Origin of the sequence: Lysinibacillus sp. FSL W8-0992 (assembly GCF_038008685.1) — a bacterium.
GTDB lineage: Bacteria > Bacillota > Bacilli > Bacillales_A > Planococcaceae > Lysinibacillus.
In genome coordinates this window covers 185,615-199,219 of sequence record NZ_JBBOZQ010000001.1, presented here as the reverse complement: position 1 = coordinate 199,219, position 13,605 = coordinate 185,615, and the positions used below count along the sequence as shown (strand labels likewise).

The window sequence follows — 13,605 nt, the reverse complement described above, 5'->3', positions numbered from 1 at the left end:
TTCTTTCATTTAAATTTGAGGACAATCTTCTTCGGTTGGTGAGAAGAAGCAATGCGATTTGTAACGCCCCGTATTCCATTGACCATACCATTGTTCAGGGCAATCACCCTCAGGTCTGAAAAACCACAGCGAGCGAGTAGCCGGATGGAACCTTTCACCTTCAATAACTCTTTTTGCTAATCGAATGTCTTGATCACGTGCCCGTTGATAAAAATAACTTTTTGTTGTTGCTTCAAACCCCCCTGGACGTTGATAAATCATTTGCTCGAGTGTTCGAATATCACCAAAATCTAGACAATCTGCTCGTACACGATTGACGCCAACATTGCCGACCATTAGCATGCCTAACTGACCTTCGCCTTCAGCTTCCGAACGCATAAGCCTTGCAAGCAAAGCTGTTTGTGCATCATTCGTTTTTATAACAGCGATTTTCAAACCTCCTCGCAACCAGTATATGCATGAAGGTATTGGAGACATGTTTAATTTTGATAAGAAAGAAATTCACATTTCAAATTGCTGAAGCATATATTAGTAATAACGAATAGTCCGTGGAAAAAAGGGTGTTTATAGATAGTTTCCATCTAAATGGGGTAAAGAAAAAATAGAAAAAGTTTAACTTGATTCAGCAGAAGTCCTTCACTTTTTAAGTTGGAGATGAATGCCAAATAGCCACATGAGCGAAGTGGAGAGCAAACTCCTGCTGAATCAAGTTAAAGGCGCTGGCTGATGTCGCAGATTTTTCTAAGTATACTCGAAAAATTCTGGGCGCAAATACGCCGAGGCGTTATTGATGAGGGAAATGTAGATAGAAAATTGCATGTGTATTAATACATGTGAGGTGGAAGGGCATGGAAATTGGTGTTTGGATTGGGATTTTATTGAGTGCTGTACTAGCTTTTTTGCTCGGGAATATCTATGGTCAGCCTCTCCATTGGTATCTTTTTATATTAATAATTGTAGTTGGCTTTTTCATTAATACGATTATTATAATCTTAAAAGTTAAGGATGAAAGCTCGTAAAGTTTTTAATGTAGGTGAAAGCAAAGTAGTAGGTTAAACATTGTTAATAGGGTGCTTCCAGTTCAGTTTTGAACAGGAAGCACCCTATTTTATTGTCGTATTGAAACGCATTAAATAATTTCAATGATGATATAGGATTAGTGTAGTTTATGATAGATATTTGCGGATATGTTGTGAAAAAACTTGTGGTTTGCAAGTATATTGAAATTTATTTGAGCCATACTAAATTGGATGAGATAGCTTTCATAAAGGAGTAGTACTATGCGTATTTTCAGTATGTTTGTAGCAATTATCGTAAGTGCATTCATGGCTGTTGGAATTGCTGAGTATTACCATCAGCCATATAATTGGTATTTAGTATTTCTAATGATCCTTATAGGTTTTTTTATTCATACCATTATTTTAATAATAGAATCGGAAAACAGTGAGGAACATGAAGTATAAAAAATGCGAGCCCATTTTAGATGGACGCGCATTTTTTATTTTATTTAACTGATAGGAAGTTCACTAATTTATCGTTATCAAGTAGGTTACCAACAAAGAATGCACCGAACTCACCGTAGCGAGCAGATACTTCGTCGAAACGCATTTCATATACTAATTTTTTAAATTGTAATACATCATCTGCGAATAAAGTAACGCCCCATTCGTGATCATCGAATCCAACAGACCCAGTAATAATTTGTTTTACTTTTCCTGCATAGCCTCGACCAATCATACCGTGTGAACGCATTAAAGATTTGCGCTCATCCATTGATAACATGTACCAGTTATCATTACCTTGACGACGCTTGTCCATTGGATAGAAGCATACATACTTAGAACGAGGAAGTTCAGGATATAAACGTGCACGCACATGTGGATTTTGATAAGGATCTTCGTTTGATTCACCAGCTAAGTAGTTTGAAAGCTCGACAACAGATACATAAGAATATGTAGGAATTGTAAAATCAGCAATTGCTAATTTGTTAAATTCCGCTTCAAGCACTTGTAATTCATCCATCGTTTCACGTAATGTCATAATCATAAAGTCGGCCTTTTGACCAACGATTGCGTAAAATGCATGAGCACCTGTTTTAGCAACATCTGCTTCATTTAGCTTTTCTAAATAAGCAATAAATTCCTCAACTGCTGCTTGACGTTCTTCAGCAGAAACAAGTTTCCAAGAAGCCCAGTCGATTGAGCGGAATTCGTGTAATGCGTACCAACCATCTAATGTAATTGCTGCTTCATTCATTATTCAAAGCACTCCTTTATAAGTGAAAATCATTCTTAATTTAGTTTATCATAGTTTGTACGAAATCCCTAAATTGATGAGTGAATTTCACGAATTTGACACCTTCGTCGGATGATGTATGCTAAAGAGAAGAGATGTAAATAGAGGAGCTTCAAAAAAAATGAACAGTAATTTACTACAGCCGATTTGGCGTTTATATGATCAATCTATTAGCTTGAAAAACAGCACACCACTTGAATCATTTGCAACCGATGATACGCTGTGTCAATTAGTAGGACAGCTTGTATCGCCGCCGACTATACGAACTTGGGTACATAATGCCTCTGTGGTGCTCGGGATTCAAGATCATCGTTTACCATTTGTACAGCAAGGAATGGAGTTGCTTGAGGAACGAGGCTATCACCCAATCGTACGCAACTCAGGCGGGCTAGCCGTTGTGCTGGATGAAGGCATACTAAATATTTCACTTATTTTATCTGAACAAGCAACGGCAATTGGTATTAATGACGGCTATGATGTAATGGTAGCGCTAATCAAAGCATTACTACCAGAAGCTGCCGATAAAATTGAAGCCTATGAAATTGTAGGTTCTTATTGCCCAGGGTCCTATGATTTAAGTATTGAAGGTAAGAAGTTTGCCGGCATTTCACAAAGACGACTACGTCAAGGTGTTGCAGTGCAAATTTATTTATGCATTGAGGGAAGCGGTGCAGAACGTGCTGCACTAATTCGTGATTTTTACACTGAGAGTTTACGAGGAGAAGCAACGAAATTTACGTATCCCCAAATTATACCGGATGTAATGGCTTCATTAAGTGAACTGGTCGATGCCTCATTAACGGTAGAAGACGTTGTGATTCGTCTACAACAAATTGTCCAGACATTTGCCGATGAAGTTCGTATGGAGCCTTTTCATGATGAAGAATTACAACTATATGCATTTTATTTACAGCGTGTGTTCGAACGAAATGCTAAAATGCTTGAATTGAAATAATAGTAGCAAATCCTGAAATAAAAAAAGGCGATTGTGCTAACTAAGCACATCGCCATTTTCTTTTTGATATGTTGGACCGCTAACAACTAGATTACCGTTTTTCTCCATTTTGAAAACAGGCGCAATACGTTCTTCCTCTTCATCTAGCGTTACAAGGCGTCTAGCACGGTTCATAATTTGTACAAACTGCTCATAATCTTTGCGAATCGCTCGATTTTCCTCTTCTAGCTGAGCAATTGTTTTCTCTAGTTTTTTATTTTTCTCAGAGGTTACGTGTACAAGTTGTCTCCATTTTGAAGACTCATTACCTATTTCACCAGAATGTTGTAAACGTAGTAAATATGCTATGACAATATCAAGAGATAGTGCAGATAGTGGAATTGACTTGCTATCTGTATCACTATTATTAATTGTAAACATATTTGTGGAACGACGTCTTGCTGGTGCACCCAACACTCGCATTCTCTCTTTTCTTTCTTTTTTCGCTTCTGCTAATTGCTCTTCATAAGTTTTACGAACAACTGCATTCCAGCGAAAACCACATGCTGCAGCAGTACGATTTAACGCATCACCAGCTTCTTCAAAGGCATTTAACTGTGTGCTACCTTCTGTTACGTGACGAATTACTGCCTCTGCTAGCAATTCATCGTTTTCTTCTAACCAAGCATCTTGTCTTACTTTACTCATCATATAATCCTCCCACCTTTATTTGGAACTTCCTTATTTATGTCTAGCATGACCAATCTTTTAACCTTTTATTCATCCAAGTGGAAGGAATTATGCTTGAATACAAGGGGAAAAATGCGATACAATACCGGATGTAGGATTGTGCGTATGCTGCATACTTAAATATGTGAAGGTTATGCGGACATTAGAAAATGTTATTTAACAAAATACTATATAGAAAGGGTTGTTGACAAAATGGCAAACGAATTTAAAGTTTGCGATGAATGTCAGGCCGTTAACTTAAAAACGTTAATTCCAAAATTAAAGGAAATCGATCCTGATGCAACCATCGAAATTGGATGTCACTCTTATTGTGGCCCGGGACGAAAAAAAACATTTACATTTGTAAATAGTCGCCCTGTAGCTGCATTAACAGAAGAAGAACTAATGGAAAAAGTTTTAGCTAAATTAAAAAATAGGTAATAAAAAACTATCTTCACATAGCTGAAGGTAGTTTTTGTTTTAGAGCGATAGTAACCTATTTAAAGTAAAAATTGCGTTCAATTAGGTTAATAGTCTCTATAGTTACAGTGCAATCCCTATGCTAGTTCTATATTGTTTGCATATAATAGAAGAAAGATGAAATGGAGGTGCTGTACAATTGACACATTATGCAAAGGCAAAATTACAAGAGGAAAAAGTATTTAAAGATCCAGTACATCGTTATGTACATGTGCGTGATCAGGTTATTTGGGATTTAGTAGGGACAAAAGAATTTCAACGTTTGCGTAGAATTCGCCAACTTGGCACTACGTTTTTAGTATTCCACGGGGCAGAGCATAGCCGCTTTAGTCATTCACTTGGTGTTTATGAAATAGTGCGTCGTATTGTCGATGATATTTTTGTAGGTCGTCCGGATTGGGATGAGGACGAGCGGCTACTAGTGCTTTGTGCAGCCCTATTACATGATCTAGGGCATGGCCCATTTTCACATGCATTTGAAAATGTATTTGAGTTAGATCATGAATTTTATACGAGGCAAATTTTACTTGGCGATACGGAAGTACATGCAGTGCTAAAAAAAGTAGCACCAGATTTTCCTGAAAAAGTATCGCAAGTGATTGAAAAAACGTATCCGAATAAGCAAGTCATAAGCCTAATATCAAGCCAAATAGACGCTGATCGTATGGATTACTTACAGCGTGATGCTTATTTTACAGGTGTAAGCTATGGGCATTTTGATATGGAGCGCATATTGCGAGTAATGCGCCCACGTAAAAATCAAGTAGTAATTAAAGCAACAGGTATGCATGCGGTTGAGGATTATATTATGAGCCGCTATCAAATGTACTTACAAATATATTTCCATCCTGTATCTCGTAGCGCAGAGGTTATTTTAAATAATATACTAAAACGAGCGAAGCAATTAAGTAAAGCAGGCTATAAGTTTAAACATGAGCCTACACATTTTTTAGCATTTTTCCAAAACTCGATTACGTTGGAAGATTATCTTGCTCTTGATGAAAGTATTCTTTTTACATATTTTCAACTATGGATGCAAGAAGAAGACGCGATATTAAGTGATTTAAGTCGCCGCTTTGTCAATCGTAAGCTATTCCAGTACATCGATTTAGATCCAGGCGTGGAACTGGAGAAATATCAAAAGCTACAAGAGTTATTTAAACAAGCGGACATAAATCCAGAATACTACCTTGTGCATGATACAACGGCAGATCTTCCATACGATTTTTATCGCCCAGGGGAGGAAGAAGTACGTGTTCCTATTTTTTTAGAGATGAAAAACGGGGAATTACGTGAACTATCAAGGGAATCTATTATTGTCGACTCCATTTCTGGTCGAATGAAACGAGATCATAAAGTATATTTCCCACTCGATATTTTAGAGGATGATAGTACAAAAGTGGGAGTTAAACAACAGATTTTAAAGTTATTACAAATGCAATAAAAGAAAAACTGAGGAATTATATCTATTTTAAGAATATACAAAACCAAATTGTATATATATAATATAAAAGCACTAAACTCACTTGAATATAGTGATAGTTTAGTGTTTTTTATTATGTACAATTTCTTATTAGTTTGAAGCGTTGGTGATATATCTAGGAAAAGATAATGAAAAAATATGGTAATGTTTAGAATTTGTTTAGATTTGTTTTTTATAATGAAGTAAAACCTAAAAGGGGGTGAGGCCATTATATTTGTAAAGGCGTCACATCAGCTTAGGATACATACAACTGTTTACAAACACAATGACTAGGCAGCATGAGAATTGACCGCGTGTAAGACGGTTTTAAATGTATTCGTAACGACGACGAGTTATTTAAGGGGAAGAGGGGCAAACCGAATGTTTGAAGTGAAGCTTTCGAGGTTGAGAAAGCATGCAAAGTCGTCAGCAAACGCCTATAGGAATCTCTCTGAACTTAGAAAAGGAGAGAAACATGAAAAAATTAAATTTAGCAATCATTACATTATTGCTTGTGTTCCAAACCGTACTTTCACCGATATCCGTATTTGCGGAAGAAGGAGATTCTTCTTTACCTCCATCAGTGGAATCAGGAAATGATGGAACTACTTCTGATACGACGGGCACAGGCGACCCAGATTCAACAGTGACAATACCTGGGGAAACGGGGGAAGCTGGTGGAGCAGATTCTGGTAGTGACTCAACTGAAATACTTCCAGATGAAACAGAAAAAGATGATGTGACTGAAGGTGAAGAAAAGCCAAGTGGCGAGAAGCCTGAGGAAAATACACCTGACGAAGAAGCATTGAACGTGGCGCCATTAGCATTAACTGCGGGCGATATGCAAGGTGATGTAGTCGCAACATTAGCAGGCATTCGTCTAACTGGTCCGACTGGCGATGTTATAACTGAAGCATCAGCAATTCCAGCTGACACTGCACCTAAAAAAGGGGACAAAGTATATTTAAATTATGTATTTGAAGTCAAACCTACGCAAGATTATGGTGTAGGCTCTACATTTGCGTTTAACTTACCACAATATATGATTGAACAAGTAGATAACTCTTTTTCTGGATCGAAATCAACGGATTATGCTACTTATTCTTATAGCTATGCTGCTGGTAAAATTATCGTAACTTTAGAAAGTGAGTTAACGGAGGGGGTCGATGGAGATATTGACTTCAACTTCATGGCCCAGTTTGGCAATTTCCAAGACGAGTCAACACTTGATCAAGTATTAGAGATGCCTGTTTTAGGAGAAGCAAATATTACATTACCATTTAAATTTAAACCTAAAGGTAGTGGTGATCCAATTACTAAAACTGCTGGTGCAATTACACGTGCAGCGGATGGCGCTGAAATGGATTGGACAGTCTGGGTAAACACAGAAGGGAAAACAATCGTTTCAGGTGCTACAGTAGCGGATACGCCAGATGCAAACCATGCATTCAAGGTAGGAAGCTTGATAGTTGAGAAATATCCAATTGGATTAAATGGTATTGATAAAAATAATCCAGGAACGCCTGTAACTTATAATAGTGGTTCAATAGCGTTTCCTGTCAATTTAGATGCTGGAGATTTTGCATACAAGCTGACGTATAAAACGAAAGTAACTGAAGATCCAACAAGTTCAAATATGACGTATAGAAATACGGCTGAATTTACAAACAATGGCGTTTCTAAAACGAGCCCAGGACAAACGAATATCACTTATGGACCAGCTTTACTAAAAACGATTACGTCTAATGATAAATACGAAGCATCTTGGGAAATTAAGTATAACTGGTTAGGAGAAGATCTTAGCAAAAAGAACGCCCAATCTTTAACGGATTCAATTCCAGCAAATAGCAAAGGTGCAAAGCACAATATACAATATGATGCTAATTTCCAAGTGTACCGTGTAACATTAAATGACAACGGTCAAACAGCCGCTTCAGAAACATTGTTAACAAAAGGTACAAATTACACTTTAAGTAATGATACGGCACAAGGATTTACAATTGATTTTTCAAATGACGTTACCTTGTATCCTCGAGCAGCTTATTTGATTAAGTACAATACGAAGTTTGATCAAGAATTCGTGACAGATGCAAACGCAGGAAATATCCAAAACACTGTAACGCGTTTAGACGATAATAATTCAGAATCGGCAACTGTAAATATTGCATCAAATATCTTTAAAAAAGAACGTGGTGCAATTGACTATGTCAACAAAACGATTACGTGGAAACTGACAATTAACGCTGAAAAACCTTTAACAAACTTTGTGATTGCAGATACTATTTCAACGAAAAATGCGAACGGTAAAACGTTAAAGCATAAATTAATGTCGTGGGATGGTACAAGCAAAGTATTCGAAGTAAAAGGTAGTACCACTCCAACAATTAATAGTGGTGGGCAAGTAGGCGATGAAGCATTTACTATGACATTCGCATCTATCCCATCAGGAAATGTAACGATTGAATACAAAACGAAGTTTGATATTGAGTCAAACGGTGGCGTGGCACTTAGTTATGACAACGTAGCAGACGCTACATGGGATGGACAAACAAGTACAAATAATGAAGCGCAAAAAAGCGCTACCTATAAACCATCTGCAACGTCACCAACAAGTAAAAATGGCTATAAAGATAATGCAATTGTGGATAACGACAAACAAGAGTTTTCTTGGAAAATTGGTGTAAACATCAATAAGCAAAACATCGAGGGTGCAGTACTAATTGATACATTAGGTACAGGACATCATATTGTTATTCCAGAAGGGCAAACATTAAAACAAGTTATGACTGTAAGCAAATTAAAATTAGGTGTGAATGATGAACGAGGAAAAAAAGACGGTTCATTAGATCCTGCTAAATGGAATGCAGTCCCTGTTACACAGGATGCTAAAGGAAATGTTACAAGCTATAAACTAACATTTACAGGATTAACTGGAGCAGAGAATAACGAAGCGTATTTAATAGAATACAAATCAAAAGATTCAGATGACGTTTACGGGAATGGTAGTACGAATTCTCAAAAATATACGAATCATGCTGTTTTAGATACACCTGATAATGGTAGCTATTCGTATGATGCAGAGGCAACAATTACAAATAATGCGAACAAGTTAATTGAAAAGTCTGCTAATCCTCAACCTGCATCAGATACGATTGAATGGACAGTGAAAATTAATGAGTCTAACTCAAAGCTAGGTAACATTACGTTAACGGATAAGCCTTCAGCTAACCAAAAGCTATTAACAAACACATTTACAAAGCAAGAAATTAAATTAGATGCAGCAGGGAACACGCAAAATGTTGGGCTAGCCGTTGAAATTAGCCCTAATGATATTAAAATACAAGCCGATGGTTCATTTACATTTGATTTAGGAAATGTCGATGGCAAAGGTTACATCATTAAATACAAAACATATTTTATGGGTGATCCTAATGCGGGTGAACAAGTTTCAAATGAAGCATCCATAAACTATGCAGGTGCAACTTCAGCGGGTACATCGTCCTCGGGCGGAGATAACAAGTTATTTAAATACAGCACATCTGATACAAATGCTTCAGGCAAAAAAGGTACATTTAAAATTAAGAAGCAAGGTGTTAACCCTAATACAGGTGTGACAACAGCACTTAATGGCGTTGAATTTAAGTTATATAACCGTGATGGATCAATTGTCTTAGCAGAAGGTACGACAGTTGATGGTGAGCTTTCATTCGAAAATTTACGCTATGGTATTTATAAATTGGAAGAAAAAACTCCTACAGGCTATAAAGCAGTAGCAACAGTTGATGTTAGGTTCAATGATACGAACAACTTCGAGGTAACAAACAAACCTTATACAATTATTAACGTTGAAGATGTTGCTCCACCAGCGAATGCCTGTGCGGACTTTGAATTAACTATTAAAGATATTGATGGTGCTTTAATAGCTGACCAAAATGTAACATTTAAAGATGCAAATGGTACTGTTAAACATACAGGTCCAACTATTGATGGAGTTGTCAAAGTTCCGAACACTGTATTGGCGGGTCAATACGATGTTTATGATTCAAATGATATTTGGCTAGGAAATGTGACTGTAAAATATACAGATGGCTGTAAAGATGAAATTGCACCATTACCGGCATGTCCAGTATTTACAATTACATTGAATGAAAACAAAGCAGGTGTTGACGTACCTCGTCCAGGTGTTACGGTCACATTGAAAGATTCAGTAGGTAACGAAATCACAACAGTAACAACAGATAAAGATGGGAAATTTACTGTACCATCAATTCAAGTAGCAAATGGAGTTAAAGCAGGCGAATACTATTTATATGAAGGTAATCAATTCTTGAGTAAAGTTGATATTTCATATAAAGGTAATTGTGAGACTTCTCTTACACAAGCACCAAAATGCGAATCGTTTAAACTAACTGTAAAGGATGTTGACGGTAACTTAGTTGCTGATGGTACTTCTGTAACAGTTAAAGATGCTGGTGATAATAATGTTGCTACTAAAACTACAACTAACGGCGTTCTAGAGTTAAAAGATTTAGATCCGGGGATTTATACAGTAGTAGTAGATGGCAAAGAAATTGGCAGTTTCCAATCTAATATAGATTGTGAAGCGACAGTGCAACCAGCACCTTCTTGTCCAGAATTTACTTTAACGGTAAAAGATGAAAATGGAAATGTACGTCCTAATGTAAGCAACATCATTATTAAAGATAAAAATGGGGCAACTATTGCTGCCAATAAAACAACAAACGTATTAGGTCAAATTACAATTCCATCTACAAATATTCCGTCAGGTAAGTATGATGTATATCAAGGGGACCTATATATTGGACAAATTACAGTTCAATATTCAATTTCTTGTAACGCGGAAATTTTAGCAGCACCTACATGTCCTTCATTTACATTGACTGTACAAACTGCATTTGGCACACCTCTTGCAAATGCAGAAATAACAGTAAAAGATGCTAATGGTAATGTCATTAAGGATGCAGCGAACAATGAAAATTTAACTACTAGCATTGCAGGAACAATTGTTTTACCAAACAAGGCAATTCAACAAGGAACGTACAATGTATATGAAGGCATTCGTTTAATTGGCTCATTCACAGTTAAAGATACATGTTCTGCACTTGTAAAACCGTCATTACCAGGCGGCGGCGGAGGCGGTGGCTCGACACCAGATCCAGAGAAACCAGTAGATCCAAACAAGCCAACACCAGATCCAGAGAAACCAGTGGATCCAAACAAGCCGACACCAGATCCAGAGAAACCAGTGGATCCAAACAAGCCGACACCAGATCCAGAGAAACCAGTGGATCCAAGCAAGCCAACACCAGATCCAGAGAAACCAGTGGATCCAGATAATCCGTCAACAAATCCAGTTGACCCAGGTAATCCAGAAAATCCGTCAACAGATTCAAAAAATCCAACGACACCTGGAAAACCAGAAACGTCTAAACCATCTGTCCAAGATGTTATTGATCAAGGTAAAAACTTACCGCCATACAATCCTTCTACTGCAAATAAAGACACACTAGGTGCGTATAAGGATTTCCTTGATAAATATAATAATTTATCAAAAGAGGATCAGGCGAATGTTGCAAAAACACTTGATATTAATAAAATCAAGGAAGATGCGAGACGTTTGGAAGCTCAATTAAAAGCACAAGGTAAACTGCCACAAACAGATGGAGCAAATCAAACAGCCCTTACTCTAACAGGTGTCATGCTTGTTTTAGGTGCATTGTTCTTCTTGCGTCGTCGTAATGCAGAAATGAAATAATGTACAATAATAACCCCCAAGACAATGAAGTCTTGGGGGTATTTCTATACTAAAAAGCTTCCGATAGTTTTGCAGGAGCATTATTCAATGGATATTGCTCCACAAAATCTGCTTGGATAGCAAGGCGTTTTGTGCCATTATCCGCACATGTAATAAGGGTCAAAACAGTTTGATTTGGGATATCATCAATGACATACACATCTGTTGCTGCAATCACTTTTTTTATTGTTAATTTGTACTCATAAATATTTTCCAAATCCGTTATGTAAATTACATCACCGATGTTTGCTTTATATAATGGACTGAATAATATATTTTTTTCTTCAAAATAATGACCAGCTAAGGCGTAATTGCCTTGTCCTAATGTTTGATTAGACTTCATGGTACCTGCTCCGACTGCAAGAGAAGCGTTGCCGACTCCTTTGATAATAGGAAGGTGCATGTCTACATTAGGTATGGCAATACTTCCGATGACAGGTAAATGATCAATCTGTGTCTGTGCTTTTAAAACTTCTGCGATGGACAAAGATTGGACATCTTCGAATTCAAAATTTGCACTTGCATTATTGTTCATTTGCAACTCTTCTGCACTGTAATCAGTCGTATTTAGCTGTTTACTTAAATGAGCGATAACTGCATTCTGGATAGGATTGATAAAAATAAGTAATAAACCGATAATTAGCATACAAATGAGTAGTGTCATTTTGATTATTTTCATATTTTGTAGGATCACTTCCTTTAGTATTTAAGAATCGCCGATAGACTCCATGAAATCGCCGATAAATTAATGTTAATCGCCGAAAGAACACGAGGAATCGCCGGTAAACCTATGTATATCGCCGATAAATCCCTGATATTAAATACGGTAAATTTATTTATACTAAAAAAGGGTAGAGCGGTATGTTGCTCTACCCGGATTATTATTTATCGCTGAAGCGGACGCCTGCAACGCCGTAATGGTTTTTAGACATTTCTTCGATAAAAACTGTTACGTTTTCAACTGGTGCGTTTACTGTGCGTGAAACGGCTTCTGTTACTTCTTTTACTAGTGCGCGTTTTTGTTCTTCTGTACGACCTTCAATCATTTTTACTGTTACGTATGGCATAATAGTGCCTCCTTTTTGAATTATGTTGTATAGTTAGTTTATAAGAAATAATAAACTTCTTACTTATGCACAAAAGCGCAAGAATATGCTTTACTTTATAATAGCAGAATGGAGGGAATTAAAGTATGGCAAATGAAGAGAAACCGAAACAAAAAATGGGCTTTACGATTATAAAAAATGACCCGACAGATGGCCATAAAGGATATGGTATTGGTTCGCTTTCGTTAGAAAACGTATCACCGGTCATTATTGATATAGAAGAAGGTAAGGCTTCAGTTGAAGTAGGTGCGATGCATGCACGTAGCGATATAGAACGAGGCATCAAATTTACGACAGATCGTGCTGATTCAGAGGGTGGAAAACCTTACTGGTTAATATGGGTAACAATTGATCATAAAGCAGACGGCCCTTACTATGCAGGTGTAACTGCATGTGAAATGGTAGTAAATCGTGAAAAACGTCGTGGTTATAAAATTTTAGCTGACCACGTGAATAAGATGGATAAGTCGATGAAACGACAAATTATTGTTGATCATATGGATGAAGCCTCTAAAAAAGTGTTAGCTTCTTTCTTAGCGGAACTAAATCCGGAACTTTGGGAGCGCAGTGACAATCAATTACGTCAAGACTTATTTGTATAAAAGACTATCAATGATTGAACAATCTGTGACATTTTGCAATCGCTTTCGATATTAGGTTGAAAGTAGATATGAAAAAAAGTACACTTGATTCAGAGCTTACATTTTAGTAAGCTAGGACACTTGGTTCCAAGAATGTGATGAGGGCTATGCGACATTTGACAACCCAAACCCAAGCCAAATGC

Annotated in this window: 12 protein-coding genes; 7 read left to right on the top strand and 5 right to left on the bottom strand. The window is 37.0% G+C overall.

Annotated features, from left to right (window positions below):
- Positions 1-9 precede the first annotated feature (9 nt).
- The gene (locus tag NSQ74_RS00780; protein WP_340821037.1) at positions 10-435 is read right to left on the bottom strand and encodes a cell wall hydrolase; all 426 of its coding nucleotides are present in this window, start codon (positions 433-435) and stop codon (positions 10-12) included.
- A gap of 413 nt (positions 436-848) precedes the next feature.
- Here NSQ74_RS00780 and NSQ74_RS00775 point away from each other — a divergent pair, with 413 nt between their 5' ends.
- Both NSQ74_RS00775 and NSQ74_RS00770 read left to right on the top strand, forming a co-directional pair.
- Positions 849-1,019, top strand: a complete 171-nt coding sequence (locus NSQ74_RS00775) for a hypothetical protein (RefSeq protein ID WP_340821036.1) — start codon at positions 849-851, stop codon at positions 1,017-1,019.
- 261 nt (positions 1,020-1,280) lie between these two features.
- Positions 1,281-1,463, top strand: a complete 183-nt coding sequence (locus NSQ74_RS00770; RefSeq protein ID WP_340821035.1) for a hypothetical protein — start codon at positions 1,281-1,283, stop codon at positions 1,461-1,463.
- 40 nt (positions 1,464-1,503) lie between these two features.
- On the opposite strand, the gene hemQ is transcribed toward NSQ74_RS00770, so the two are convergent.
- On the bottom strand, positions 1,504-2,256 hold the full coding sequence (hemQ, locus tag NSQ74_RS00765) for a hydrogen peroxide-dependent heme synthase (RefSeq protein WP_340821034.1): 753 nt from the start codon (positions 2,254-2,256) through the stop codon (positions 1,504-1,506).
- Between the two features lie 160 nt (positions 2,257-2,416).
- Between hemQ and NSQ74_RS00760 the strand changes: the two genes are divergently transcribed.
- The gene (locus tag NSQ74_RS00760) at positions 2,417-3,250 is read left to right on the top strand and encodes a lipoate--protein ligase family protein (protein WP_340821033.1); all 834 of its coding nucleotides are present in this window, start codon (positions 2,417-2,419) and stop codon (positions 3,248-3,250) included.
- Between the two features lie 36 nt (positions 3,251-3,286).
- Here NSQ74_RS00760 and NSQ74_RS00755 read toward each other — a convergent pair whose 3' ends face one another.
- Positions 3,287-3,937, bottom strand: coding sequence for an RsfA family transcriptional regulator (locus NSQ74_RS00755; RefSeq protein WP_340821032.1), 651 nt, complete (start codon positions 3,935-3,937; stop codon positions 3,287-3,289).
- A 234-nt stretch (positions 3,938-4,171) separates the two neighbouring features.
- On the opposite strand from NSQ74_RS00755, the gene NSQ74_RS00750 reads away from it, so the two are divergent.
- From NSQ74_RS00750 to NSQ74_RS00740, 3 genes are all read left to right on the top strand, one after another.
- Entirely contained in the window at positions 4,172-4,399 is a 228-nt protein-coding gene (locus NSQ74_RS00750; RefSeq protein WP_340821031.1) for a DUF1450 domain-containing protein, read from the top strand.
- A gap of 178 nt (positions 4,400-4,577) precedes the next feature.
- Entirely contained in the window at positions 4,578-5,882 is a 1,305-nt protein-coding gene (locus NSQ74_RS00745) for an HD domain-containing protein (RefSeq protein ID WP_340821030.1), read from the top strand.
- A gap of 493 nt (positions 5,883-6,375) precedes the next feature.
- Positions 6,376-11,676, top strand: coding sequence for a collagen binding domain-containing protein (locus tag NSQ74_RS00740; RefSeq protein WP_340821029.1), 5,301 nt, complete (start codon positions 6,376-6,378; stop codon positions 11,674-11,676).
- 49 nt (positions 11,677-11,725) lie between these two features.
- On the opposite strand, the gene NSQ74_RS00735 is transcribed toward NSQ74_RS00740, so the two are convergent.
- The gene (locus NSQ74_RS00735) at positions 11,726-12,394 is read right to left on the bottom strand and encodes a class A sortase (protein ID WP_340821028.1); all 669 of its coding nucleotides are present in this window, start codon (positions 12,392-12,394) and stop codon (positions 11,726-11,728) included.
- A 202-nt stretch (positions 12,395-12,596) separates the two neighbouring features.
- Positions 12,597-12,782: a 2-hydroxymuconate tautomerase gene (locus tag NSQ74_RS00730; RefSeq protein WP_024362848.1), complete on the bottom strand. Its 186-nt coding sequence runs from the start codon at positions 12,780-12,782 to the stop codon at positions 12,597-12,599.
- A 125-nt stretch (positions 12,783-12,907) separates the two neighbouring features.
- Here NSQ74_RS00730 and NSQ74_RS00725 point away from each other — a divergent pair, with 125 nt between their 5' ends.
- Complete coding sequence (locus tag NSQ74_RS00725; protein WP_340821027.1) at positions 12,908-13,423, top strand: YwhD family protein; 516 nt, start codon at positions 12,908-12,910, stop codon at positions 13,421-13,423.
- The last annotated feature ends 182 nt before the right edge of the window (positions 13,424-13,605 follow it).